Source organism: Reichenbachiella versicolor (genome assembly GCF_003171675.1).
Lineage (GTDB): Bacteria > Bacteroidota > Bacteroidia > Cytophagales > Cyclobacteriaceae > Reichenbachiella > Reichenbachiella versicolor.
In genome coordinates this window covers 297,865-324,246 of record NZ_QFZQ01000002.1, presented here as the reverse complement: position 1 = coordinate 324,246, position 26,382 = coordinate 297,865, and the positions used below count along the sequence as shown (strand labels likewise).

Here is a 26,382-nt window from a genome sequence, read left to right as displayed (position 1 = left end):
TACAAAAATCCCCAACCAATAAATTTGGTTAGGGATTTTAAAAAATAATCAATGAATTCTTATTTACTAAGAATGTCAGTTAATCTTACTAATTCCTGGTTCAAAGGTTTAGACTTTGAAATTGCTAATTTTAGATTCGTATAAGTGATCTTATTGTCAATAGCACCAGCCATTACATTTTTCTCACCATTTACTAGACCTTCCACTGCTGCGAGTCCTAACCTAGAAGCTAAAGTACGGTCAAAAGCGGTAGGGCCTCCACCTCTTTGGATATGGCCTAAATTTGTAACCTTAATATCAAGGTTTTTAGTGTGAGACTTTACTTTGTCTGCAATCTCTTGAGCACTACCTTGATCTCCATTCTCAGCTACGACGACTATTGACGACGTTTTCTTGTTTTGTCTATCTTGATTTAGCTTATCTATTACGTCTTCTACAGTAGTAGAAGTCTCAGGTACCATTACTTCCTCGGCTCCACCACCGATTGCACATTGAATAGCGATATATCCGCTATGTCTACCCATCACTTCAATGAAAAATACTCTGTCATGTGAAGCTGCAGTATCTCTAATCTTATCAATAGCTGATAATGCTGTGTTTACTGCAGTATCAAATCCAATTGTATAATCTGAACCGTATAGGTCATTGTCAATTGTACCAGGACACCCCACGACAGGAATTCCGTATTGTTCGTAGAATATGTTAGCACCTGTAAATGTACCATCCCCCCCGATAGCCACGAGGCCTTCTATGCCATGTTCTTGTAGGTTTTCGAAAGCCTTTTGTCTTCCTTGTTTTGTTCTAAATTCTTCACTTCTGGCAGACTTTAGAATTGTGCCACCAGTTTGAACAATCATGCTAACGGAAAATGAATCCATTTTGAAAATTTCTCCTCGAATCATTCCATCATATCCATATTTGATTCCATAGACATCAAGTCCCATATGAAGAGCACTTCGTACTACTGATCTAATACATGCGTTCATACCAGGTGCATCACCACCCGAAGTAAATACTGCAATTTTTTTCATAAATTAAGAGTAAGGTTTTTACAATAGTCCAATAACCTGTATTGATGCTGTATTTCAGGTTCAAAATAAAGCATTCTAACCAAAATTATCATCACCCTTAAGCCTGTTTATTACCATCTAATCTAACTTCAAATATCCTTGTTTATTAGTTGTTGGTATATACACTCTTGTAAATCACTTTAATAATTAGGTTAGAATAGGTCAAGCAGATTGTTTAGAATAGTATTGAAGAATATATCATGTAAATTGCTACAGTAATTCTACTTCAATTCGTATGTTTATGCCTGATTAAATTATGCATAATTGACAAACTCAGAAATCAATCAAAAACTCAAGCTTGCTACTCAATTAATGGAGTTGCACGGAGAAAACCCATTTAAAATCCGATCATACCAATCAGGTAGAGAAGTGATAAAAAGCTTATCTCAAGAACTTAGCGAAGTCGATCAATTAGAATCAGTTCAAGGGATTGGAAAGAGTCTAGCTAAAGCTATTGAACAAATTCTTGAGTCAGGTTCTTTCGATAAACTCAATAATTATTTGGAGTTGACTCCCGAAGGTGTAATTGAGATGATGAAAATTCCTGGCTTTGGTCCCAAGAAAATTGCAATTCTTTGGAAAGATGCTGGAGCTGAAACATTAGAGCAGGTTAAGGCGATGTGTGAAGTTGGGAGCGTCGCTGAGTTAAAAGGATTTGCGGTGAAAACTCAGGATTCTCTTGCTAGTGCAGTAGACTTTGTTATTTCATGTAGGGGAAAAATGAAGTATGCTATAGTTGAACCTTTCATAGAATTAATAACTAGCTCATTAAAAGATTTGAAGTCTATTGATGATATATCAGAAGTAGGGCCTGCTAGACGAAAAATGGAGGTGTTGGATTCTTTGGAGTTAGTTATTGGGACAGATGACTTTGAGCTTTCTAGAACTGAAATTAATAGTCTGTCAACGTTTCACTGTGATAATATGTCTTCGGGACCATTCACTTGGAAAGGATATTTTGAGGGACTAGACCTTCCTGTTTTAATTAGGTTCTCTTCGACCCGTTCATATATCAAAACACTATTTGATAATACAGGTTCGATGTCACATTTATCTCAATTAGCTGTCAAAAAACATTTGAAAGTTAGTTATCAGTCGGAAAGAGAAATTTACGAATCAGTAGGATCGGCCTATATTGAACCTGAAATGCGAGAGGGATTAGGAGAAGTTGAGTTAGCAAAAGAGAATAAGCTGCCTAAACTTCTCGAAATGGAAGATTTAAATGGGATTTTACATAATCATTCTACCTATAGCGATGGCAAACATACTCTTCGTGAAATGGCTGAATATTGTAAAGAATTAGGTTATGAATATCTTGGGATAACTGATCATAGTCAAACGGCAGTTTATGCTAATGGATTGCAAGATTATAGAGTTAAAGAGCAGCAGATGGAGATCAAAGAGCTAAATAAGGAACTATCGCCTTTCAAAATATTCAGTGGGATTGAGTCTGATATTTTAGCTGATGGTTCGTTGGATTACTCAGAGGAAGTTCTTTCATCTTTTGATTTTATTGTTTCATCTATTCATTCAGGTTTGACGATGGATAGAGCTAAGGCAACTAAACGACTTTTGACAGCCATATATAATCCACATACTACCATTTTAGGACATATGACAGGAAGGTTGATTTTAGAGAGAGAAGGTTACCCTGTAGATCACAAAGCAATAATAGATGCATGTGCAGAGACAGGAGTAGTAATTGAAATTAATGCAAGTCCATATCGTTTAGATATTGATTGGAGATGGGTCGATTATGCAATTCAAAAAGGCGTGAAACTGAGTATCAACCCCGATGCACATAGTATGAGTGGATATCATGATATGAAGTATGGAGTAATGGTTGGACGAAAAGGTGGACTTACAAAGGAAATGACCTTAAATGCGCTATCACACAATGAAATTTCTGAATTTTTTGAATCGAGAAAAAGAAAATGAAAAAGATTATTGTTGTAAGGCACGCCAAGTCAAGTTGGGAATATCCTGAGTTGACTGATTTCGAGAGACCTCTCAATAAAAGAGGATTAAGAAATGCTCCTCAGATGGCCAAATACCTTTACGATATTATTGATAATGTAGGTGTTTTTTATTCTAGTCCAGCTAAAAGGGCATTTGAAACAGCAAAATTTTTTGCTGAACAGTATGCTGTTAAAGAAGAAAAAATAAAACTGGTGGATGAGTTGTACCTGCCTGGTTTAGATGATTTTGAATCATTTTTTAGAAGGGTTGATGATTCTCAAGATTCAATAATTATTTTTAGTCATAATCCAGGGATAATCAATTTGGTATATAAACTTACAGGAGAGAATTTTGATAATATTCCAACTTGTGGAGTTAGTGTCATTTCTACTGAAGTTCAGAGATGGGATAACATAATAGATGTTGGAGGAACTCTAGATGGATATTATTATCCTAAAGGAATTAAGTAATGTAAGGGTCGGAAGGAGGTTTCAAGTTAAACTTATTGTATTTCTCCTTCTTCTTTAAATTCGTGGAAGATGGCAGTAAATGTAGTTCCCTTACCTAATTCAGAGTCACATATGAGTTGTCCATTAAGAAGTTTGATGTATTTATTGACGATCGAAAGTCCAAGTCCCGTAGATCTTTCTCCAGCAGTGGCTTTGGCTGTTAATACCTGAAATTTTTTGAACATTTTTTCTCGATCTTCTTCGCTCATTCCTGGGCCGTTGTCGATGACTTTGACTTCAATTCCTTTTTCACTTTTGATAAGTTCAATAGCTACTGATTCTCCTATAGGTGAAAATTTCAAAGCATTAGACACAAGGTTTTCAAAGACATGAAAAAAATACTGATCTAAACCTAAGGCGTATAGTTCTTTTTCTAGTCTGGACTTCATTTCAATCCCTTTTGACTTTGCCTGAGTCTCGTAATTTTTAATTACTCTTTCAACTACTTGATAAAGATCTACTTTACGATATTCATCGATTTTTTTGGATTCTATTTTTTCAATGTCTAGAATTCTTGTCACCATTTTATTCAATCTTCTGGATTCTGAAGATATGTGCTCAATCATATTAATTTGATCCGAGTCTAGCTTTCCTTCCGCTTCCATCAGAAGGAGTTTTGATAGACCTGTTATGTTATTTATAGGAGCTCTTAAATCATGAGACAGTATATGTATAAAATTGTTTTTTTCTTCATTTACTTCAATCAATTCCTTATTTCGTTTGCTCAATAATCGATTTTGACTTTCAATCATTTTTCGATGGAGCATCAACACCTCGTTAGCGTTGGTCTTTATTCTATTTCGGTTGTATAAAAAGTATACAATAATCAAAACAGATACCACAGCAGCAATTAAGATGTTTCTGATATGTGATTGAATTGCTACTTGCTGATCTTTTTTAGTTAGCTCGATGTCCATGAATTTTTTTTCTTGGAGGAGCATCACAAATTCTTTATCCTTACTATTGGCTAATTTTTCAATAAAATCTTCGAAGTCAGAGCCTAAATAGGTTCCTATGAGCTTTGTCTTAAGTTTTTCGAATTCTGGACTCGCCAAATATTCATTTACAGGGATGTCCCAATCAGTTTTTTTATTAAATATCAATCCTATTCCTCGACTTACTACTGGCTGAAGGTTAATTCTCTTTATTGGACTGTTTTCTTCAAGAGCCAGTAAATAACTGGTAATGTCAGTGTATCCAAAAGCATTTTTAGATTGCAATATTTCTTTAATTAATTCATCACTACTTTTTACGTGATAAATATTAAAGTTTAAACCATACTTCTTTTTTATCTTAAATAAGCTCGTTTCATAGGTAGTGCCTTTCACTGTAATGGCAGAACTTTTGTTATAGTGAGTTTTAAAGTCACTTAAGGATCCTGAAGGAGGATTGTTTCTATGGGTGATTAGTACTTGAATGTCTGGGAAGTAGGCAGAAGAAAACTTAAGACGCCTTTGCCTCTCTTTAGACCAAGAAATATTGTTGATACCAAATGCGTTTTTTCTTTCATCTAATTCTATTTCCTTGAATATATCTCGAAGGCCTTGATGTTCTTCCCAATGGTACGTGAGATTTACACTGTATTTAGATTTTACATAAGCCTTGAATCCTTTAAGCATTTCATGCTCAAAACCAGAAAGACCATGTTTTTCTTTGTGATAAAGGAAAGGTTCTGAAATTTTGTAGTGGATTATTACTTTGGCTTTTTGATTTCGTAGAGCAGAGGCCCATGTACCGTTTTGAGCTAGGTTGCTCATCGGTAGAGTCAAAAACAATATGTTAATGAAGATGATTTTTCTCACGAAATTTGCTAAGCAGTAAAAGTAGGTAAATTAGATTTTTTGGCACTAAAATGGAGGGTTTGAGCCTAAAAATTAAAGGTGTTAATAATGTAAAAGGGACATTTGTTGAATCTGAGATTAATTATGTAGTTTTAAGTTAATGATGATTTGTTGCAAATCTTCTTTATTATTACGCAATGGATGACAATGCTGAAAAGATTCTTGATGCATTTGATGAGTGGAAAGAAGAACGTGCTTTAAAAGATACGATGTTAGATCAAGCTAATAAACAAATAGAGGTATCGTCTGAAGATAATAATGTAAGCAGTTTTGACCTTTATAATCGAGTGTATAATGAAAACATTGTACTCATGTATAAAGGAGCTATTACCTTTGATCTTATAACCTCTATCATAGAAACTCTTGACCGTAAGATCACTATGATCGAGCAAGATAAAAAGGTTCAGAAGTTGTTTTACAGTGCTGCTGTAGAAGTGGTTCATAACCTTTATCATCATATGGATGAAATGAAAGGGTCATTTGAAGGGTTTACCGAACAAGATGCTAAATCTGGGATGATAACAGTTTTAGCTAAAGAAGATTATTATAACATCCTTACAGGTAATTTTATTCCTACAGAAAACACATACTCTCTTAAGGAAAAAATAGATGAAGTTAATACTACTGATAAAAGTGGTTTAAGAACTTTATATAAAGAAACACTTAGTAATGGTCAGTTTTCTGATAAGGGAACAGCTGGATTGGGACTTATTCAGCTTGCAAGAAAAACTGGAGAGAAGTTGAATTATAAATTTGATAAGGTAAATGGACAGTATTCTTATTTTACTTTTCAAATAAAAATTAACAGAAAGTAATTAAATGAAATGTTTTGCTTACTAAGCAAATTCAAAAACTTTCACTTCTCCATTTTTAAAACTTCGACATCTCATTGCATTTCTTAGTACACCAGGTTTGAGCATTGATTTATTTAATAACATCCTTACACATTCTTGTATACCTTCGATTATAGATGGATGAGGATGAATTAACTCAGCTAGTTCATTAATTCCTTTGCCCATTGATATTAATAGAGCTACAGCTTCAATCGAGCTAGAAGCATGTTCTCCAACTACTCTCATACCAAGTACTTTCATGTCGTCATCATTTGAGACGATGATTTTAATGAATCCATCTGTGTTTCTCATCGCAATAGCTCTTGAGATACAACTATAATCGATAGAAACCGCTTTATAAGGAATATTCTGTTTTTGAGCTTGAACTTCATTTATACCTACTCCCGCTACCTCAGGTGCTAAAAACATAATCGTAGATATATTCTCATAAATTAAGTTTTTTTCTGGTTTACCGAACATCTGTTCAATTGCATATCTTCCTTCAAGCTCACCAACATTCACTAAGGCTATATCTGCTGTTATGTCACCTACTGCATAAATATTAGGAATGGAAGTTCTAGTAAGGTTATCTATGATCCCTCTACTATCCTTTTCGATTTTGACAGATTCAGAAATTAAACTTTCATAGTTAGGTATGCGACCCACAGAAACTAAAGCTTTTTCAACATGAAACATCTCTCGAGAACCATTATCGTATTCCAGTGTATACACCACTGTTTTGTTTACGACTTTCATTTCTACCAGCTTAGAGTTTCTATGAATAAGTACCTCTTTGCGTTCAAGGTTCTTTTCAATGATATTGACAATGTCCTCATCTTCAAAAGGCAATATTCTATTTCCTTTATCGATCATGTGAACTTTTGTTTGTCCAAAATTTGAAAATATTGTAGCGAATTCGCAACCAATTACTCCAGCTCCTACTATTACAATGCTTTTAGGAAACTCTTTTAGATTTTCTATTCCATCACTTGTTAATATTATTTCTTCATCAATTGGTATTTGTTCTAGTTTTCTAGGGCGACTACCCGTGGCAAGTATGATGTTGTCAGATTTTATTTCAATATTTTCACCTTCACATGTCTTTATAGAAACTATATCTTCACTTATGACTTTAGCTGTGCCATGTTTAAAATGAAAGTAATCTCCCTGGGAATTGAGATTTATATTGTGCATGTGGTGTTCTAACAATTCACGCCTTTTCGTAACAGCTTTATCTACTTCATCCTTTAAAATTTGGAAATGGTGTTTTGGTGCAGGAACATTGGTGGATTTACAGTGAGTACTAAGTGCTAAAGCTTCTCTCGAAAGCTCCCACCAAGTTTTACTTGAAAGAGCGCCATTATGAATGCCAGCACCACCTATTCTCTTTTTTTCTATGAGTAAAATTTTCTTCTTAAAATCTACGGCTCTCATAGCAGCTGCATAACCTGCTGGACCTCCACCTATGACACAGACATCATATTTTTCCATAATACAAGTGAGTTTAAGTAATGCTAGCCAGTTTCATTGTTAATTATAGTTAATAAATCTAATATTAAGGAGTCTTTTATTTAATCATTTATCAACTGTCTCACTCTAGCAATTTCTGAAAGAGTTGTTTTGTACAAGAGTCATAAAATCAAATACTTAATGCAGAAAAGAAATATTGTCGCACTAGTTTTTACTGTAGTCTCACTTATATTATTGTATCCCGGATTAACAGAACCTATTCTTAAAATTACCATTGCCGCTGATTTACCAATTGTAGGTAGAATGACATTCCATGAGCAAACGCAGAGCATTTTACAATCAATAAGAGTATTGCATAAGAATAATAATACTTTGGTTGCGGCTTTAATATTAATATTCAGTGTGGTAGTGCCTGTAATAAAAGGTGTAATAGTTTTAGCAACTATATTATTGAAAGAATACAAATTAAAGAACAGACTGTATCGATTCGTTTTTTTGATTGGTAAATGGTCAATGGCAGATGTATTTGTTGTAGGTATTTTTATTGCTTATCTATCTACTACTTCTAATAGTGCAATAGATGCTAAGCTTTTAGTAGGTTTTAATTTCTTCGTTGCTTATTGCATTCTTTCTTTACTTGGAATTCAACTTACTAGTGTTAACGAAAAGACTGATTAATGTCAGATTTTAAAGTATTATCTAAGTAGTTGAAGTACGTACTACGTAAAAAACTTTTCTTATACCTGTAATCCGATAGGTAATAGTTCATTCTAAAATTTGATATTGGTTAAAATGTTAACAATTTTGGCGCTCATTTTAACCTCTGGATTTGAAGAAGGTAAAACTACAATCGGATGTTAATTTTGACTTCCACCTTATAGGAATCATCTCTAACGCCAGAGAGTACACCGTGTGCTGGTCTATCAATCATACTTTGAAGATTGACCTTAAAAAAGAACCGGATATTGAATTGGTGTCGAGAAATGATGAGAAACAGATGGTTTCCATTTGTGTGTTTGAAAATGACTTTATTAGGTATTCTTTAGTGTCTAACAAAGTGCTAGTAGATTCTAGTCAAAGGTTCAAACCACTATTGCCGACTTTGGCGCATTTTGATTACCTATTGAAGGTAGAGGTGTTTGAGGAGGTAGAAGATGTGAAGGATGTTTTTATGCGACTTCGTGACGCTGAGAAAATAGACTCCATATTGAAACTTGATGTAAGGAAGATTAAAGAAAAAGAGAGCTTAATATTTTAATCAAAATCGAAATTGATGCATTCTAAACGAGCAAAAATCATTGCAACAATTGGTCCTGCCAGCAACAACAAAGAGACGTTAATTAAACTGATCGAGGCTGGAGCAGATGTTTTCAGATTGAATTTTTCTCATGGTACACATGAGGATCATTTGAAAGTGATCAAGTTGATTGACGAAGTGAATGAGGAGTTAGGGACTAACGTTTGTAAACTTCAGGATTTACAAGGACCAAAAATTAGAATTGGTCAGGTAGAGAATGGAGCAGTTGAAATCAATCCAGGTCAGAAATTGGTAATTAGTACAGAAGATGTTCTTGGTACTAATGAGAGAGTAAGTACGACTTACAAGCCATTGGCAAATGATGTGAAAGCTGGAGATTTGATTTTGATCGATGATGGTAACTTACAAGTGAAAGTAGTCTCCTCTGACGGTGAAGAAGTAGTAACTGAAGTTGTGCATGGGGGGATGCTTAAGTCTAGAAAAGGTATAAACCTTCCTGATACTGCGATATCTTCACCTTCATTGACTGACAAGGATAGAGTTGATCTTGAGTTCGGATTACAATATAATATGGAATGGGTGGCACTATCTTTCGTGAGAAATGCTGCTGATATTACCGAACTAAGAGACATTATCACCAAAGCAGGAAAGGAATGTAAAATCATAGCGAAAATTGAGAAGCCTGAGGCTATTGATGACATTGATAATATCATTGCTGAAACTGACGCTATAATGGTAGCTAGAGGAGACTTAGGTGTTGAAATTTTAATGGAGGATGTTCCTCCAATCCAAAAGACCATTGTTAAAAAGTGTAATGCTCTTGGTAAGCCAGTAATTGTCGCTACTCAAATGCTTGAGAGCATGACGGAGAACCCTCGCCCGACTAGAGCTGAAGCAAATGATGTTGCAAACTCAATCTATGATGGTGCTGATACAGTAATGCTATCTGCTGAGTCAGCGTCGGGTAAATTCCCTGTTGAGTCTGTGCAGAGTATGGCTAGATGCATTGCTGCTATTGAAGATTCTACAGACGTGGTATTTAATAAGTATTGGGATGACAATGATCCTGACTTGACCAACAATGATTTACTAGTGAAGTCAGCATGTCAGCTTAGTAAATCTGTAGGAGCAAAGGCTATAATTGGTATGACTAAATCTGGATATACGGGGTTTAGTTTGGCAAAAAATAGACCAGAGGCAGATTTGTTTATTTTCTCAAATAATGAGAACATAGTGAAAACTCTGAACCTTGTTTGGGGTGTAAAAGCTTTTCATTATGAAGAGCAAAGAAGCATTGATGAAACATTTGCTGATCTTGCAAACTTTTTGAAGGAAAAAGGATATTTGAAAGAAGGAGATGTATACATTAATACAGCTTCAATGCCACTACACTGGCAAGAGAAAACGAATATGCTTAAGCTTGATACGGTAAAATAAATTGCCGTAGATAAAGTAGTTGACAAGGTCAAATTTTATAGTTTTATCCAGTTTTTAAACAATTTATAGATTGACAAGAGGCTTGATGCGAACAATAAGATTTGACCTTCTTTTTTTATTACTGTTAATCAGTAGATTAGCTGTATCTCAAACTCCCCAAAAAGACTATCTTCAAGCCAAGCAATTTTTTGCTGAAGAGAACTATAAGTTTGCTGCAGAATTCTTTAAAAAAGCTGCAAGAGAAGATTCTCCATTCAAGAATTACGCATTATATTATTTAGGCCTTTCTTCTTACAAGAATAATGAAATAGGTTTCGCACGTTCTACTTGGAAGCAAATTGAAGCAAAGAATCCAAAGTGGAAACAAATAAGAGAGGTATACTTTTGGTTAGCCCAAGTCTATTTTGATGAAGGGGACTATTCCAAAGGTGTTGTTTATGCAAAAAAATCAAAACTTCCAGAAAGTAATGACCTTATATCTCATTCATTAGACAGTACTGTTTCTTCTCAAATTCTGGAAAATTTATATCATCAATTTCCGGATGATTTGAGCGTGGCAAAAACATTAGCCAAAAGGATTTTGATTAAGCCCAATAGCCAACGGGATTACTACCTTTTGAATACGATAGTACAAAAGTTTGATTTGGATAGAACAAAGTATGGTTTGCCAGATATAGGTGATAGTTCTATAAAGAAAACATACAAAGTTGCGGTAATACTACCGTTTTTTTTCTCTGGTCTTGATAACCCTTCTATGACTATCAGGAATAAGTTCGTAATGGATTTATATGAAGGTATCAAATGGTCAGCTAAAAATCAGAATGAAGCTAAAAACGAGTTAATACAAATTTTTCCTTATGATACTAAGAGAAACGCTGATGAGACTAAAGCTTTATTGGAAGATGAAGAGTTAAAGTCAATGGATTTGATTATCGGTCCCCTGTTTGAAAAGCCTTTTAAAGTAGTTTCAGATTTCGCATATGAAAACAAAATAAATATAATCCATCCTTTATCTACAAATTCAAATGTGGTAGAAGCTAACCCATATGCATTTCTCTTTAGGTCGTCATTAGAGTCACAAGCTAAAAAAGTAGCAGAAGTAGTTGCGAATGATTCGTTAATCAACAAAAATGCATGGGTATTCTATGAAAACAACCCTAAAGATTCTCTTAGTGCAGCAGTATACAGTCAACGCATACAGGAGTTAGGTTTTAATGTATTGAAGTATGAAGGAGTTGTTGATACAACTGTAAGAGCTTCATATGATTTATTAATTGAGACTTTTGAATTGGAATATCTTGAATATCAAGCTGATTCGATTAAAAAAGCGGATAGCCAAAGAGTAATTAAAGAGCGTAAGTCAACTGAAGAAAAAGGGGAAATGGTGTATTATGAAGAATTTTTTAAAATAGCACCTGATAGCATAGGACATATTTTTGTGGCTAGTTCAAAACCTTTATATGCATCTAATTATATAAGTGCCGTCGAAATTAGAAATGATTCAACTAAAATTATTGGTAGAGGAAATTGGTTGGGGTTTGAGACTTTGACTTTTGAGGAGATGGAAAGGTTGGATGTCAGACTTATAGATATTGATTACTGTGATAAAACATCTAAAAGCTATAAAAAAGCAAGCAGTGAATTCTTGAGAATGTACCATAGACCAATTTCTAAGAATGTATTATTAGGATATGAATTGATGTCGGTATTTGGTGAGCTTCTTGAGAAATATGGTACATATTTCCAAAATGGTACAGCAGAATACGGATTGCGTAATGGAGTGTTTTTTGAAGGAGTTGACTATACCTTGACAAACAATAATCAGTATGTACCAATTCTTAGAATAAGAAACGCTAAAGTAGAAGTGATTAATAGTATAGATAATGATTGATAAATCTAAGAGTGTAAAATGTTTTTCTGAAGCGCAAAAATTTATTCCCGGAGGTGTTAATTCACCTGTCAGAGCATTCAAAGCTGTAGGAGGACAGCCTCTGTTTATTGATTCAGCAGATGGGGCTTATTTAAGAGATATTGATGGGAATGAATATATCGAATTTATCAATAGTTGGGGGCCAATGATTCTGGGACATAAAAACCCTATGATCCAAGAAGCTGTAATTAAAGCAGTTCAAGGGTCTTTGTCCTTTGGAGCACCAACGGCAAGAGAAGTGGAAATCGCAGAGTTGATATGCTCAATGGTTCCTTCTATTGAAAAGATTAGAATGGTTAATTCTGGTACGGAAGCAACTATGTCTGCAATTAGATTGGCTAGAGGCTATACTAATAAAGATAAAATTATCAAGTTTGAAGGTTGCTATCACGGTCATGGGGACTCTTTCTTAATCGCAGCGGGTAGTGGTGCAGCCACAATGGGACATCCTGATAGTCCTGGGGTTACTGAAAGCGTAGCTAAAGATACCATTACACTTCCATATAATGATTTAGAAGTAGTAGAAGGTATTTTAGTTGAAGCATCGGACTCAATAGCTGCAATTATTCTAGAACCTGTAGTAGGTAATATGGGGTGTGTATTACCAGTTAATGGTTATCTCCAAGGATTAAGGGAATTATGTGATAAGCACAATGTCTTATTGATCTTTGACGAAGTGATGACAGGTTTTAGGTTGTCAAGAGGAGGTGCTCAAGAGCTGTTTGGTGTTACTCCAGATTTGACCACTTTAGGTAAAATTATAGGAGGAGGTATGCCGGTAGGTGCTTACGGAGGTAAAAAAGAAATTATGGATCTCGTTTCTCCATCTGGGCCGGTTTACCAAGCTGGTACGCTGTCTGGTAATCCAGTTGCTATGTCTGCGGGGATGGCTATGTTAAATCATCTTAATGAGAATCCAGATATTTATGAAAGTTTGGAAGCTACAACTAAATCAATGGCAGAAGGTATCAGATCTAACTTGAATGACTTAGATCTTAACTATACTATAAATACTATAGGTTCGATGTTTTCTTTGTTTTTTACTGAAAAACCAGTTGTGGATTTCGAATCTGCAAAATCCTGTGATTTTGATTTGTTTGGAAAGTACTTCAATGAAATGTTGAATGAAGGTATTTATTTAGCTCCTTCTCAGTATGAGTCTTTATTTGTTTCTACCTCAATTACTACAGACATGGTTGATAAAGTAGTAGCAGCAAACAAATCTGTACTTGCATCTTTATTGAAATAATAATTTTTGGCACAGCTAGAGTTAAATAGTGACTTGCAAAAGAACTTTGAAGAGCGAGTCACTTATTTCGCTGATGTCATTTTACCTATTCCTCTTTCAAATGCTTATACCTATAGGATTCCTCAAGAATTAATTCGCGAAGTTCAAATAGGTAGTAGAGTCATTGTCCAATTTGGAAAATCAAAAGTTCTTACAGGAATTGTAAGGCAAATACATGAAATAGCTCCTACTGTATACGAGGCAAAGTATATCTTAGATGTTATGGACGAGAGTCCAGCGTTTAACGAGTTTCAGCTAAAGTTTATCCAATGGATTGCTGAGTATTATATGTGCACAGTAGGAGAAGTACTCAACGCGGCTCTTCCAAGTGGATTGAAGATTTCCAGTGAGTCTTATATTCAGCTTAACCCTATATCATCTCAAGATTGGTCGGTAGATGACTTTTCAGAGCGAGAATTAACAGTTCTCGAAGCATTGAAAGCTTCAGAGAGGATGTCTTTTGAAGATGTATCCAGTTTACTGGGGATAAAACTTATACATCCAGTTATTAAATCTTTGATTCAAAAGGATTCGATATTGGTGTTTGAGAAAGTCAAAGACAAGTATACGCCTAAGACTGTAAAGTATATCTGTATAAAGGATCAATTTAGAAGTCGTGAATCGCTAGAAGAGCTTTTTTCTATTTTAGAAAAGAAGCAAAAGCAATTTGATATTCTTCTTAAGTATTTGAGCATCATTGGGATGGATCAGAATGATTTAGATAAGAAGTATGATGTTCCTAAGTCAGAGATTATAGACGCAGGTTTGTCATCATCTTCTCTTAAAACACTGATAAAAAATGGGTACTTTGAAGAAATCGAAAAAGTAGTTCCGAGGATTCAAACTAATGAAATAAAGCTTGAAATAGCTAAAGAACTTTCCAATATTCAACTCGATGCTGTTAATCAAATACAATCGGCTTTTGAGAAAGGAAAGCCAGTACTTTTACACGGAGTGACTGGAAGCGGAAAAACCGAAATATACATAGATGCTATTCAAAAAGCACTGGAAAGTGGAGGACAGGTACTTTACCTTCTACCAGAGATAGCACTCACCACTCAGATTGTTAAGCGGTTGATAAAAGTTTTTGGGGCTGACGTAGGAGTGTACCATTCACGTTATTCTGACAACGAAAGGGTTGAGATATGGAATCAAGTCAAGCAAGGGAATTTGCAATTTGTGGCTGGTGTAAGGTCTTCTGTTTTCTTACCCTTTAATGATCTTAGTTTGATTATTATAGATGAAGAACATGATTCTTCATTCAAGCAGTATGACCCAGCGCCAAGGTTTAACGCACGTGATTGTGCATTGTGGTTATCTCGATTACATGGTGCCAAGGTACTAATGGGAACTGCTACCCCTGCTATCGATACTTACTATCAGGCGTTAGAAGGAAAGTATGAATTAATCGAGTTGACCAAGCGTCATGAGAATTTTAGCCTTCCTAATTATTTGTTAGCTAATACCCTTACAGCATCCAAAAACAAACGGATGAAGGGCGATTTTACCCCAGAATTACTAGAGCAAATAGAGAATAGACTTGATAAAAATGAGCAAGTCATACTATTCCAAAATAGACGAGGGTATTCTCCCTATTTAATTTGTGGAGATTGTAGTCATGTTCCTAAATGTCAAAATTGTGATGTGAGTTTGACTTATCACATGAATTCACACTTGTTGATTTGTCATTATTGTGGACATAAAGAATCAATGCCTTCAGTATGTGAAGCTTGTGGTTCCACAGCCATTAAAACAGTTGGTTTTGGAACGGAAAAGCTTGAAGAAGACTTGAAGCTAATATTTCCAGAGGCAAGGATTCAACGAATGGATCAAGATACTACTCGAAGTAAACACGGGTACCAAACGATAATTGATAGGTTTGAGAATGGGGATACAGATATTCTTGTGGGTACTCAGATGATTAGTAAAGGCCTAGACTTTGACAAAGTAACCTTGGTGGGGATATTTGATTATGATAGAATAGTGCATTTCCCAGATTTTAGATCTCATGAAAGAGCCTACCAGTTGATTACTCAAGTTGCTGGACGATCAGGAAGAAAGTCAGACGGAGAAGTAGTTTTACAGACCAGTGATCCACAAGGAATGTTGCTTTCTCAGATTATAACAGATGATTATAGAGCCTTTTATCAAGGTGAAATTCTTGAACGAGAGAGGTTTAGATATCCACCATTCTATAGGATGATCCGAATAATAATGAAACATAAGGATCAAAATATAGTGAATCAAGCGGCAAGAGCTTTGACGACTACCTTATTAGCTGAGTTAGGTGAAAAGCGAGTACTAGGCCCTCAGCAACCTATGATTTCGAGGATTAGAAATTTATTCTTGGAAGAAACTATTATTAAGATTGAAAGGCAAGGTGTGAGTATTCCCAAGGTTAAGGAGCTCATTTTTCGTAAAAGCCTAGAGTTAAAAGAGAAGAATATCTATAAGTCCCTAAGAGTAGCCTTTGATGTTGATCCAGTGTGATGCAATCTGCCTGATACATCGATCGTTAATAGTTTGATGCCAATTGATTTTTATACATCTTTAAACTTGTAAGAAGTAGTTGAATTGTATTTAACTCGATGGCTTTTTAACTTCAAACCCCAATATTCTGTATTAATCTCTCAAAGATGAAAATTGCAAAAATCACTCTAATATTAGTATTACCCCTAATTACAACATTCTATGTTCAAGCTCAAACTAAATATGATAAGAAGCTTGAAAAAGCAGATGAATATTATGATCATGGTGATTATTCGAAAGCTAGATCTGAAATAGAAACAATCAAAAAGTCTTCGACCAAAAAACTTGGAGAGAAAAATGACTTTATTCCTATTGCAAAAATTCGAGAAGCTCAATACGATGTGGCTCTAGGTATACTGGACAATGTACATACCTCTGTTCAAGAAGGCCTTAGTCTTAGTAGAGAGCTAAACGGGAATGAAAGTGAAGTTCATGCTTTGCTCTTGAAGCAGTCTGCTGAAGTAATGAATCTTTATGGAGATTATGTCACTGCCTTGAAATATGTAGATGAAGCTCGTCCAATTCTGGTAGGAACGGGAATGAACGACGATTTAGCTGCAGCTATGGATGTGCTAACAGCTGAAATCCTTGTAGGAAGAGGGTTTTATAGACAGGCAATTGAATTAATTGATTCAAGGTTAGATTATTATGCTACTCGTTCAAAAGATGAAGAAGGCAAGAGAAGAATTGTAAGAGAAAGAAAACGAGAATATGCTCGGATGATCTTGTTCAAAGCAGATGCATACCGTAGGATGGGTGACTATCTGAACGCTGATAAGTACTTTGTTCAAAATACTTTATGGATAAAGGATAACTTGAAAAAGTCTGATATCCTATACAGTGAAAACCTTTACTATAATACGCTCATGCTTGAAGAAAATGGTATGGATATTGAAGCGGTGGTAAAAGGATATGAAGACGCAGATAGATTGATTATCAATAATTATGCACTATCACATCATGTAAGTGTAGCAATCAAAAATAGACTCATTAAGGGCTATGTGAAGGCGGGGAAAGATGCTAAAATAAGAGAGGCTAAAGAGGTGTTTCGTAAGAGTATTATGAGTGAGTTTGGCAAGAAGAGCATCTATTCTCTGTTGTTAGCTACTCTTAATTATGATGTTTTAATGGGCGGAAAAGATAAAGGTCTGGAAGATGAAGTAGCTGAGATTTTGGGAGAAGAATCAGTCATTCCGGAGAATCATAGGATGAGAATTGATTTACTTGAATTTGCTTCTAAAATCGCGGCAATAAATGGACGTCCGGATAATATAGGAAAATACATAAATGAAATTCTGAATATTAAAGAGATTCTCTATGGGGAAGAGTCTCCTGAATATCAGATGAGTATGGTTCACTTGGCTAATTATTATGTGGACTATACTGAGAAATTCGATGAAGCCATTGATATCTATAACAACAGTTGGGAAAAGGTTGTTAGTAAGGAGATCACAGAAGGGCACTTAGACTATGTAGACGTATTGGATCATATTGCTGTTTACTATCAAGAAAATGATGAATATAAAAAAGCTTCTGATATTCTCGATATCGCTTTAGAAGCGTCCAGAAGGAAATATGACGATAAAGATCCGGAATATGCAATTGAACTAGATAGAATAGCTAACCTGCAATATAAGATCGGGAGATATGATGAAGCAGAAGATAACATATTGAAGGCTATTGAAATATTGAAAGATTCTGATGTAGAAGGTACCCAAGGCTATTTAGCTCAGACTTTGATAACAGAAGCTACACTTTTGGCAATTAAAGGAGAATATGATGAGGCTGAAACAAATATGAATAAATCTGAAAAAATTCAATCCAAAGGAATTCAAACTGTGAAAACCTCGGGTATAGACATTGATGATGAATTAGCAGAAGTTTTTTTAGATATTGGTCGTTACAGAGAGGCGGAAGAACTTATTGAGGATGATCTTGAAAAAAAGACACGTCAGTTTGGAGAAAAGAGTAGACACTTAAACGACCCATTGATTCTCAAATCAAGGGTGAAAATGATCCTTGGTGATTATACTAAAGCTGAAGAATTGGCTGATAAAGCTTATAAAATCATGTTAGGTATTTTTGGAGATGAGTCATCTAAAATCACTCCCGCAATGCTTACTTCTGCTAAGATTAATACTTTCATTGGTGATTATGATATTGCTATAGAAAAACTAGAAAAAGTAGTAGAGATTAGAGAGAAGCAGTTTGGTAGAGATCATATTGACGTTGCTAGAGCACTTTCTGATTTGGCACTCGTGCAGTTTTACAATAATACTCCTACTGATCAAGTAGAAGAAACTTTTTTAAGAGCAGAAAAAATTATTGGTAGAAAACTAGGAGGTAGTAATCCTTACTATGCAGAAGTTCTTAAGAATTTGGCCATTGTATATATCGCAGAGGAGAATTACAATGAAGCCTTTAGGTTACTTGATAAAGCAGGAGGGATATGGAGTGCTAAAATCGGTCGTCGAAATAACGTAAATGCCGCAACTATTAATGTATTGAAGGGCGATATATATTACAATCAAAAGAATTATGACGAGGCAGAAAAGTATTATGGGAACGCTAAAAAATTATATGTAGATATTTTTAATGATAATCACCCAGAGTATGTTAAAGTGCTTTCTAAGTTAAGTAAGACATATTTTATGCAAGGGGATATCAAACATTCTCAGGATGTTTTAGAAGAGGCTCTTGCTAATTATTCTGTTTTTATCAAAGATTATTTTCCGGCATTATCGGAACGAGAAAAGGCTAAATTTTGGAATACTATAAAGTCTGATTATGAATTCTATAATACGTTAGTTATTAACTACAATAGAAAGAATAATGAACTTATAGGAACGCTTTACAATAACGCACTATTAACAAAAGCATTGTTGCTAAGCTCATCAATCAAAATAAAACAAAGAATTATATCTTCCGGGGATGAAGAGATGATTGGTTTGTATAATGACTGGGAGGCTAAGAAAGAGCTCTTAACCTACGTTTTGTCTATGAGTAGTGAGCAAATGCTTCAAGCAGGAATTGACGGGAAAAAGCTTTCTGAAGATGTCGAAAATATAGAAAAACAACTTTCTCAAAAGTCTGAAGACTTTAGCTCAGGTTTTGATCAAGAAGTGGTTACTTGGAAAGACGTACAAAGTTCGCTGGTCGATGATGAAGTAGCACTTGAAATGATACGTTTTAGAGTATTTAATCATAAATTCTCTACTGATTCCATTATGTATGCCGTCTTATATGTGACGAATGAAAAGAAAAGTACTCCAGGTCTGATTTTACTTAAAAATGGTAAAGATCTTGAGAAGAAATACTTGAAATATTATAGAAATAGCATCAAGTTCAGAATTGACGATCCTAAATCATACGAGAATTTTTGGAAGCCCATACAAGACGTAATTGGTAATCCTGGAAATATTTATTTGTCAGCGGACGGTGTTTATAATCAGATTAATCTAGAGGCAATCAAGGTTGAAGACGGTTCATATGTTCTAGACAATTCAAATATTATATTAATCAGCAATACAAAGGATCTGTATCTTGACAAACAGAAAGAATATTTAGTACAGGATGCGAATACTGTAGAGATGTTTGGAGACCCGACCTACTATGTTAAATCTAATCCAGGTAGATGGGTGGGCAGAGCTACCCATCGAGGAGGTAATCCTGAGGTCATAGGCAATTTGCCGGGGACAGCTGTTGAAGTAAATACCTTGAAGACTCTTTTTAGAAATGATGGTTGGGTAATTGAAAACCATATGGAAAAGACTGCAACTGAAAAGGCAATAAAAGAAATGGATAACCCTAAAGTCTTTCATATTGCGACACATGGTTTTTTTCAGCCGAATTCCGATTTATCATCTGAAGAAATTGCAATGAATGAAAATCTAGCTGCTCAAAACCCTTTATTGAAAACTGGTTTATTGATGGCTGGAGCTGGAGATATTTTGAATCAAACGACGAATAACTTCAATATGGATGATGGGATTTTAACAGCATATGAAGGTATGAATCTCAATCTTGATAAAACTGATCTTGTCGTTTTATCGGCTTGTGAAACAGGTCTTGGCGAAATTGAAGCTGGTGAAGGGGTTTATGGTTTGCAAAGGGCTTTTTTAGTTGCAGGAGCAAGAACAATTATTATGTCTCTTTTTAAAGTTTCAGATGAGGCTACTCAAAAACTTATGGTAAGCTTTTATTCTAAATGGTTAGTTTCAGGTAATAAAAGAGCGTCTTTTATAGAAGCAAAAAAAGAAATACGAGATGAATATAAAGACCCTATTTTTTGGGGTCCATTCATAATGATTGGTTTAGAGTAACTAATTAATATTTATCTAATCTTAAAATGTCTAGTTTATTAACTTTTCTGTACATAAAATGCTTCATGTTTCAACGTAATAAAACAGATGATTAAAAAACTATTATTGTTAAGCTTTCTTGTTATTTCTGCTCTTAAAGTAGTTGTTGCTGAACAAGGGTGGAAAGAAAAGAAAGCTACCTATTATGCTACGCAAGCAGCTCAAGAATTTATGTTAACAGAAGAGCAAAAGTCCGCTGTATATAAATATAAGTTCAGTGAATACAGCGAATTTGGTTTAATAGTAAAGAAGAATAAAGAGGGAGGTTTTATTAATGAAGAAGACTTTAAAAAAACAAAGTCTGATTTTTGGAAAGGGCAAAAGAAAAAACTGGCAATAATAGTGGGGGTAGAGCCAAAGGAACTCAACCCATTTCTGAATAGAATGAGAACTGAACTGCCTAAAATCTAAAGGCTAATAATTAATGTTAAGAATAAGGACTTCATGGATTGGATTAATGGAGTTTTTATTGTTTTCTAGAGGTGTTGAAATTCAGATAGATACGAGTTTATCAACATTTTTATGTGGACAAGTTTCTAATGGTGCCTATTAATTATGAATAAACGAAAATTATATTTGCCAAGGTCAAAATCTGAGGATTTTGGATATTCTACGTGTCAAAGAAAATAACCAAGCTCTATGGGTAAAATAATTTCAATTGCGAATCAAAAAGGTGGTGTAGGGAAGACAACCTCTTCAATAAATTTAGCAGCTAGTTTAGCAGCTTTAGAATACAAAACCTTGATAGTAGATGCCGATCCACAGGCCAATGCCACTTCTGGTATAGGGGAGGATCCCAAGCAAGTAGAGGCAGGTATCTATGAATGTATGGTTGACGATATAGATCCATATGATTGCATTGTCAAATCTGATATAGAATACTTGGATTTATTGCCTTCTCATATTGATTTGGTTGGTGCTGAAGTTGAACTCGTTGATTATGATGAGAGAGAGCAAAAAATGAAGAAAGTATTAGATGGTCTTCGTGAGGATTATGATTTTATTATAATCGATTGTTCTCCATCTTTAGGTTTGATTACAATTAATGCTTTGACTGCTTCCGATTCAGTAATTATTCCAGTGCAGTGTGAATACTTTGCACTAGAAGGTTTAGGGAAACTGCTTAATACTATCAAAATTATTCAGTCAAGATTAAATCCAGAATTGGAAATAGAAGGGATTTTATTGACCATGTATGACATGAGATTAAGACTTTCAAACCAAGTGGTAGATGAAGTTACTACTCACTTCAAATCAATGGTTTTTGATACTTTAATTCCTAGAAATATCAAATTGAGTGAATCTCCAAGTTTTGGTCTTCCGGCTATTGCTCATGATGCAGAAAGTAAAGGTGCTATTAGCTATCTTAATTTGGCGCATGAAATTATAGCGAAGAATGAATTGGTAGAAGAAGTAGAGTAAGCAGAATAGATGGCGAAGAAACCTACAAAAAGAAACGCATTAGGTAGAGGATTAGGAGCATTACTAGATGACTCTGGTAATGAAGCAGCAACTGCCCCTAAAAAGCCCCTCAGAGAACGAGGAGCATCTGCAGGTAGTATATCAGAAATTCCACTGGATCAAATAGAAGTTAATCCATTTCAACCTAGGACTGACTTTGATCAAAAAGCACTGGAAGAATTATCCGAATCGATCAGAGTTCAAGGTATTATTCAGCCAATTACTCTTCGTAAGTTGAATAATAATTCTTATCAGTTAATTTCTGGAGAGAGACGATTTCAAGCAAGTAAGTTAGCTGGACTTAAAAAGGTTCCTGCATACATACGTACAGCTGATGACCAGCAAATGCTGGAGATGGCTATAATTGAAAATATTCAGCGCCAAGACTTAAATGCTATGGAAGTGGCTTTGAGTTATCAAAGACTGCTAACCGAGTGTGATCTAAAACAAGAGCAGCTGGGTGAAAGAGTAGGAAAAGACAGAACAACTGTTAATAACTATTTAAGACTGTTAAAACTTCCTCCGGATATTCAAGCAGCTGTAAGAGATGGTAAAATATCTATGGGGCATGCACGAGCCTTAGTAAATGTAGAGGATACAGCTGTCCAGTTAGATATTTTAAAGAGGACTTTAGCTGAAGAGTTATCTGTTCGAAAAGTTGAGGCATTGGTAAAGCAAGCTAATTTTCCTGATGAAGTAGAAAAAAAACCTTCAAATAAAGAGGAGGATAGAGAAATATTAAAAGTACAAGAAAGATTAACTTCGCATTTCGGAGCGCGTATCAGAGTCGCTACGAAAGATAATAACAAAGGAGAAATCAAAATACCATTTGATTCTGTTTCAGAATTAAACAGGATTTTGGAAATCATAGATGCGTAATAATTTAGTTAATTCGAGTATTGTTTTCTTACTGCTTTCGATAGGTCATTTTTCTTGGGGACAGGAAAAGAGTTTCGTTCAGTTAGATTCAGCTTTAAATAGTTTTCCTCAAATAGAAACATTTCAAAGTAAGTCTAAATTAGATCCAAATCGAGCAGCTCTTTATTCTGCAGTAATTCCAGGCCTCGGACAGATTTATAATAAACAATATTGGAAGCTCCCAATACTATATGGAGGAGCGATTCTTATAGGTCACTACATTAAATACAATCATGATTTTTACAATGGTTTTCGAAATGCTTACATCGCTAGACGTGACGGAGGAGATGTACCTGAAAACTATGCAAGATTTGATATAGATAGACTTCAATATAATGCTGAGAAATTTAAGAGGGATCGAGACTTTCTAATTATCATTGGTTGTGTTTACTATGTGTTGAATATTGTAGATGCACATGTTGCGGCGCATTTAAGTGAGTTTGAGATCAATGATGATTTATCTCTATCACCAGCATATGAGGATAACTCACAATTTGCCAGGCGAAATTTAGGCCTTTCTTTAACATTGAATTTAAATAAATAGACATATGAGAGTAGCTTTAATAGGCTATGGTAAGATGGGGCAAGCCATAGAGAAAGTATTGATTGAAAGGGGGCATTCTGTTCCATTTGCTATCAGTATTGATAATCCTGAAGACTTAAATAAGATTACTACAGAAACCACTGACGTAGCTATTGAATTTACAGCGCCAGAGGCTGCTTTCAGTAATATCATGTCATGTTTAAAAAACGGCGTACCAGTAGTTTCAGGAAGTACCGGATGGTTGGATAATTTTAAGGAAGTAGAAAACTATTGCACAGTTAACAAAACTGGTTTTTTCTATGCGTCAAATTATAGCTTAGGGGTAAATATTTTCTTTCAGTTAAATAAAATCCTTGCGAAAATGATGAATGGTAGAGGGTATGAAACTGGTATGGTAGAAGTTCATCATACACAGAAACTTGATTCTCCCAGTGGTACAGCAATTACTTTGGCTGAAGGTATGATAGAAGGGTTATCAGATAAATCTGGTTGGGTTAATTCTAAAGCAACCAACGCTAGTGATATTAGCATTATATCTGAGAGAACAGAGAACGTTCCAGGAACTCATATCATTGAATACGAATCAGAAATTGATAAAATTAGAATAGAGCATATAGCACATAATCGTAAAGGGTTTGCATTGGGTGCTGTATTAGCGGCTGAATTCTTAGCAGGAAAGGCTGGAGTATATTCTATGGATGATTTACTTAAATTCTAACTTAAACTTTCATTGAGAAATGAATTTGAATCCGTTTAAAAAAAAGAAAGAAATAAAGAAGAAAGGCCCTGTTAAAGAATGGGTTGACGCCATTGTTTTTGCGGTGGTGGCAGCAACTTTGATTAGATGGGCGTTTATGGAAGCGTATGTTATTCCTACTCCTTCTATGGAAAATTCTTTATTAGTGGGAGATTATCTTTTCGTCAGTAAGATTAATTACGGACCTAGAACACCAAAGACACCACTTCAAGTTCCTTTAACTCATGCTAAACTATGGGGGCCACTGGCAGCTATACCTTCGTATACGGATGCTATTCAATTTCCAATGTTTAGACTTCCTGGGTTAGATGATGTTGAAAGAAATGATGTGGTCGTTTTTAATTACCCACCAGAATTTGAGCATCCTGCAGATCTAAAAACTCACTATATCAAAAGATGTGTAGCTGTACCTGGAGATACACTTACAGTGGTTGATTCGGAAGTTTATATCAATGGAAAACTTGGAGAATCTCCTAAGAATAGGCAGTTTGGCTATCAAATTGTAACTGAAAAGACAATTAACGAAAGAGTTTTTAGGAAGAATAATATTTGGGATATTAATAGAATACAGGGTGGGTATTTTGTGCATGCAAGGCCTGAAGATGCAATGAAACTTAAAAGTTTAGCATTTGTACAAGATGTTGTGAAATATAAAGAACCTGAAGGTTATGTTAATAGGCGAATATTTCCAGATGCATCTATTTATGAATGGAATGCAGATTTTTATGGCCCTTTAGTTATTCCTGGTGAAGGTTTGACTATAACACTTGATTCTATGATGGTAGCAAAGTATGGCTCTACCATTAGAGACTATGAAGGTCTTGACAATGTAGAAATGAAAGACTTTCAGTTATATCAAGAAGGAAAGTTAATGACTGAACACACATTTAGTCAGAATTACTATTTCATGATGGGGGATAATAGACATAATTCCGAGGATTCTAGGTTTTGGGGTTTTGTTCCTGAAGATCATGTAGTGGGTGAAGCTGCTTTTATTTGGATGTCTATGGATCCAAATGGCGGTTTATTATCCAAAATAAGATGGTCTAGACTATTTAATATTATTAGATAGTCACCATTGAATAGGTTTCAGCCCTTTGCTGGTAAGATATTCATTTGTTTTGCTGAAGTGTTTATTGCCAAAAAAGCCACGATGAGCAGCGAAAGGAGAAGGGTGTGCTGATTCTAAGACATAATGTTTGGAGCGATCTATGATTGCTCCTTTTTTTTGTGCGTATGCTCCCCATAACAAGAATATAATATTCTCTTTTTTTTGAGATAGATTAGTAATGACTGCATCAGTAAATTCTTCCCATCCCTTATTTTGGTGTGAACCCGCTTGACTGGCTCTAACAGTTAAAGTTGCATTTAACAACAGAACACCTTGTTTAGCCCATCTTTCTAAGTTACCTGATGGAGGTATTGGAATGTTGAGATCATCTTTAATTTCTTTGAAGATATTAACCAATGAAGGAGGGATCCTCATGTCATCTTGAACCGAGAAGCATAATCCATTAGCTTGATTTACGCCATGATAAGGATCTTGACCAATTATTACAACTCTAGTATTGTCAAAAGAGGAGTGATCAAAAGCGGCAAATATCTTATTTCCAGGAGGGTATACAGAATTTGTTCGATATTCAGATTTAACGAATTCAGCTAATTGTCGAAAGTATGATTTATCAAATTCTGCTGAAAGTAAAGTTTTCCAGCTCGGTTCAATTTTTACATTCATAATTTTTCAAAGTAAAATAATTTCGCTTACTTGTTCTAGAGTATTTGAACTCGATTGCACACTTTCATGGAAAGAAAATGGTAACGCAAAAAACAAAAGGTATTAAGATTAGTGTTGAGACAGAATATCAACCAAAATATTCTAGTCCCAGACAATACCACTATGTATTTACTTACAAAGTTATTATTGAAAATGAGAGCGATAATACAATACAACTCAAACGCAGGCATTGGTTCATCAAAGATGCAGCCTATCTTGAAAGAGAGGTAGAGGGCAAAGGTGTAGTTGGTCAACAGCCTATTATAGAGCCGGGCCAAGAACATGTTTACGTTTCAGGTTGTAATTTAAAAAGTGGGATAGGTAAGATGTTTGGAACCTATCAAATGGAGAGAATTATTGATGGGAAAATGATAGAAGTGCAAATTCCAGAGTTTACAATGATTGTTCCTGATCGTCAGAACTAAAAAGTGTTTTCAACTAGA

At 34.9% G+C, this 26,382-nt stretch carries 21 protein-coding genes; 17 read left to right on the top strand and 4 right to left on the bottom strand.

The window, feature by feature from the left end:
* Positions 1-59 precede the first annotated feature (59 nt).
* Positions 60-1,031 (bottom strand): 6-phosphofructokinase, encoded by a 972-nt coding sequence (gene pfkA, locus DKG80_RS06310; protein WP_109830473.1) that lies wholly within the window; start codon positions 1,029-1,031, stop codon positions 60-62.
* 303 nt (positions 1,032-1,334) lie between these two features.
* Between pfkA and polX the strand changes: the two genes are divergently transcribed.
* The gene (polX, locus tag DKG80_RS06305; RefSeq protein ID WP_109830472.1) at positions 1,335-3,008 is read left to right on the top strand and encodes a DNA polymerase/3'-5' exonuclease PolX; all 1,674 of its coding nucleotides are present in this window, start codon (positions 1,335-1,337) and stop codon (positions 3,006-3,008) included.
* Positions 3,005-3,499, top strand: a complete 495-nt coding sequence (locus DKG80_RS06300; RefSeq protein ID WP_109830471.1) for a SixA phosphatase family protein — start codon at positions 3,005-3,007, stop codon at positions 3,497-3,499. Before polX ends, DKG80_RS06300 begins: the two co-directional genes overlap by 4 nt.
* A gap of 32 nt (positions 3,500-3,531) precedes the next feature.
* On the opposite strand, the gene DKG80_RS06295 is transcribed toward DKG80_RS06300, so the two are convergent.
* On the bottom strand, positions 3,532-5,295 hold the full coding sequence (locus DKG80_RS06295; protein ID WP_109830470.1) for an ATP-binding protein: 1,764 nt from the start codon (positions 5,293-5,295) through the stop codon (positions 3,532-3,534).
* 221 nt (positions 5,296-5,516) lie between these two features.
* Here DKG80_RS06295 and DKG80_RS06290 point away from each other — a divergent pair, with 221 nt between their 5' ends.
* A complete protein-coding gene (locus DKG80_RS06290; protein ID WP_109830469.1) occupies positions 5,517-6,194 on the top strand; it encodes a SiaB family protein kinase in 678 nt (225 codons plus the stop codon).
* Between the two features lie 21 nt (positions 6,195-6,215).
* On the opposite strand, the gene DKG80_RS06285 is transcribed toward DKG80_RS06290, so the two are convergent.
* Complete coding sequence (locus tag DKG80_RS06285; RefSeq protein ID WP_109830468.1) at positions 6,216-7,703, bottom strand: dihydrolipoyl dehydrogenase family protein; 1,488 nt, start codon at positions 7,701-7,703, stop codon at positions 6,216-6,218.
* 159 nt (positions 7,704-7,862) lie between these two features.
* Here DKG80_RS06285 and DKG80_RS06280 point away from each other — a divergent pair, with 159 nt between their 5' ends.
* From DKG80_RS06280 to lepB, 13 genes are all read left to right on the top strand, one after another.
* Complete coding sequence (locus DKG80_RS06280; protein WP_109830467.1) at positions 7,863-8,360, top strand: paraquat-inducible protein A; 498 nt, start codon at positions 7,863-7,865, stop codon at positions 8,358-8,360.
* 151 nt (positions 8,361-8,511) lie between these two features.
* On the top strand, positions 8,512-8,940 hold the full coding sequence (locus DKG80_RS06275) for an IPExxxVDY family protein (protein WP_162555716.1): 429 nt from the start codon (positions 8,512-8,514) through the stop codon (positions 8,938-8,940).
* Between the two features lie 15 nt (positions 8,941-8,955).
* Entirely contained in the window at positions 8,956-10,377 is a 1,422-nt protein-coding gene (gene pyk, locus DKG80_RS06270; protein ID WP_109830465.1) for a pyruvate kinase, read from the top strand.
* 85 nt (positions 10,378-10,462) lie between these two features.
* The gene (locus DKG80_RS06265; RefSeq protein WP_109830464.1) at positions 10,463-12,268 is read left to right on the top strand and encodes an ABC transporter substrate-binding protein; all 1,806 of its coding nucleotides are present in this window, start codon (positions 10,463-10,465) and stop codon (positions 12,266-12,268) included.
* Positions 12,261-13,556 (top strand): glutamate-1-semialdehyde 2,1-aminomutase, encoded by a 1,296-nt coding sequence (gene hemL / locus DKG80_RS06260; protein ID WP_185140162.1) that lies wholly within the window; start codon positions 12,261-12,263, stop codon positions 13,554-13,556. Before DKG80_RS06265 ends, hemL begins: the two co-directional genes overlap by 8 nt.
* Before the next feature lie 6 nt (positions 13,557-13,562).
* Positions 13,563-16,085 (top strand): replication restart helicase PriA, encoded by a 2,523-nt coding sequence (gene priA, locus DKG80_RS06255; RefSeq protein ID WP_109830462.1) that lies wholly within the window; start codon positions 13,563-13,565, stop codon positions 16,083-16,085.
* 146 nt (positions 16,086-16,231) lie between these two features.
* Entirely contained in the window at positions 16,232-20,446 is a 4,215-nt protein-coding gene (locus DKG80_RS06250) for a CHAT domain-containing protein (protein ID WP_109830461.1), read from the top strand.
* A gap of 87 nt (positions 20,447-20,533) precedes the next feature.
* The gene (locus DKG80_RS06245; protein WP_109830460.1) at positions 20,534-20,896 is read left to right on the top strand and encodes a hypothetical protein; all 363 of its coding nucleotides are present in this window, start codon (positions 20,534-20,536) and stop codon (positions 20,894-20,896) included.
* Between the two features lie 228 nt (positions 20,897-21,124).
* On the top strand, positions 21,125-21,907 hold the full coding sequence (locus DKG80_RS06240) for a ParA family protein (RefSeq protein WP_109830459.1): 783 nt from the start codon (positions 21,125-21,127) through the stop codon (positions 21,905-21,907).
* Positions 21,908-21,916: 9 nt separating this feature from the next.
* The gene (locus DKG80_RS06235) at positions 21,917-22,825 is read left to right on the top strand and encodes a ParB/RepB/Spo0J family partition protein (protein ID WP_109830458.1); all 909 of its coding nucleotides are present in this window, start codon (positions 21,917-21,919) and stop codon (positions 22,823-22,825) included.
* On the top strand, positions 22,818-23,408 hold the full coding sequence (locus DKG80_RS06230; RefSeq protein WP_109830457.1) for a DUF5683 domain-containing protein: 591 nt from the start codon (positions 22,818-22,820) through the stop codon (positions 23,406-23,408). The genes DKG80_RS06235 and DKG80_RS06230 overlap by 8 nt, the downstream gene beginning before the upstream one ends.
* A 4-nt stretch (positions 23,409-23,412) precedes the next feature.
* On the top strand, positions 23,413-24,126 hold the full coding sequence (gene dapB, locus DKG80_RS06225; protein WP_109830456.1) for a 4-hydroxy-tetrahydrodipicolinate reductase: 714 nt from the start codon (positions 23,413-23,415) through the stop codon (positions 24,124-24,126).
* Positions 24,127-24,145: 19 nt separating this feature from the next.
* A complete protein-coding gene (lepB, locus tag DKG80_RS06220) occupies positions 24,146-25,237 on the top strand; it encodes a signal peptidase I (protein ID WP_109830455.1) in 1,092 nt (363 codons plus the stop codon).
* Here the strand turns inward: lepB and ung are convergent, their stop codons facing one another.
* A complete protein-coding gene (gene ung / locus DKG80_RS06215) occupies positions 25,238-25,900 on the bottom strand; it encodes a uracil-DNA glycosylase (protein ID WP_109830454.1) in 663 nt (220 codons plus the stop codon). It abuts the gene before it with no gap.
* Positions 25,901-25,977: 77 nt separating this feature from the next.
* Here ung and apaG point away from each other — a divergent pair, with 77 nt between their 5' ends.
* Positions 25,978-26,364, top strand: a complete 387-nt coding sequence (gene apaG, locus DKG80_RS06210; RefSeq protein WP_109830453.1) for a Co2+/Mg2+ efflux protein ApaG — start codon at positions 25,978-25,980, stop codon at positions 26,362-26,364.
* Positions 26,365-26,382: the final 18 nt, after the last annotated feature.

Bases quoted from the DNA above. Each gene is read 5' to 3' on its own strand.
- DKG80_RS06290 (WP_109830469.1), top strand. From the start codon at position 5,517: ATGGATGACAATGCTGAAAAGATTCTTGATGCATTTGATGAGTGGAAA.
- dapB (WP_109830456.1), top strand. From the start codon at position 23,413: ATGAGAGTAGCTTTAATAGGCTATGGTAAGATGGGGCAAGCCATAGAG.
- DKG80_RS06235 (WP_109830458.1), top strand. From the start codon at position 21,917: ATGGCGAAGAAACCTACAAAAAGAAACGCATTAGGTAGAGGATTAGGA.
- apaG (WP_109830453.1), top strand. From the start codon at position 25,978: ATGGTAACGCAAAAAACAAAAGGTATTAAGATTAGTGTTGAGACAGAA.
- DKG80_RS06300 (WP_109830471.1), top strand. From the start codon at position 3,005: ATGAAAAAGATTATTGTTGTAAGGCACGCCAAGTCAAGTTGGGAATAT.
- DKG80_RS06295 (WP_109830470.1), bottom strand. From the start codon at position 5,295: ATGAGCAACCTAGCTCAAAACGGTACATGGGCCTCTGCTCTACGAAAT.
- DKG80_RS06280 (WP_109830467.1), top strand. From the start codon at position 7,863: ATGCAGAAAAGAAATATTGTCGCACTAGTTTTTACTGTAGTCTCACTT.
- DKG80_RS06240 (WP_109830459.1), top strand. From the start codon at position 21,125: ATGGGTAAAATAATTTCAATTGCGAATCAAAAAGGTGGTGTAGGGAAG.
- pfkA (WP_109830473.1), bottom strand. From the start codon at position 1,031: ATGAAAAAAATTGCAGTATTTACTTCGGGTGGTGATGCACCTGGTATG.
- DKG80_RS06250 (WP_109830461.1), top strand. From the start codon at position 16,232: ATGAAAATTGCAAAAATCACTCTAATATTAGTATTACCCCTAATTACA.
- DKG80_RS06265 (WP_109830464.1), top strand. From the start codon at position 10,463: ATGCGAACAATAAGATTTGACCTTCTTTTTTTATTACTGTTAATCAGT.
- pyk (WP_109830465.1), top strand. From the start codon at position 8,956: ATGCATTCTAAACGAGCAAAAATCATTGCAACAATTGGTCCTGCCAGC.
- DKG80_RS06285 (WP_109830468.1), bottom strand. From the start codon at position 7,703: ATGGAAAAATATGATGTCTGTGTCATAGGTGGAGGTCCAGCAGGTTAT.
- DKG80_RS06245 (WP_109830460.1), top strand. From the start codon at position 20,534: ATGATTAAAAAACTATTATTGTTAAGCTTTCTTGTTATTTCTGCTCTT.
- hemL (WP_185140162.1), top strand. From the start codon at position 12,261: ATGATTGATAAATCTAAGAGTGTAAAATGTTTTTCTGAAGCGCAAAAA.
- ung (WP_109830454.1), bottom strand. From the start codon at position 25,900: ATGAATGTAAAAATTGAACCGAGCTGGAAAACTTTACTTTCAGCAGAA.
- DKG80_RS06230 (WP_109830457.1), top strand. From the start codon at position 22,818: ATGCGTAATAATTTAGTTAATTCGAGTATTGTTTTCTTACTGCTTTCG.
- lepB (WP_109830455.1), top strand. From the start codon at position 24,146: ATGAATTTGAATCCGTTTAAAAAAAAGAAAGAAATAAAGAAGAAAGGC.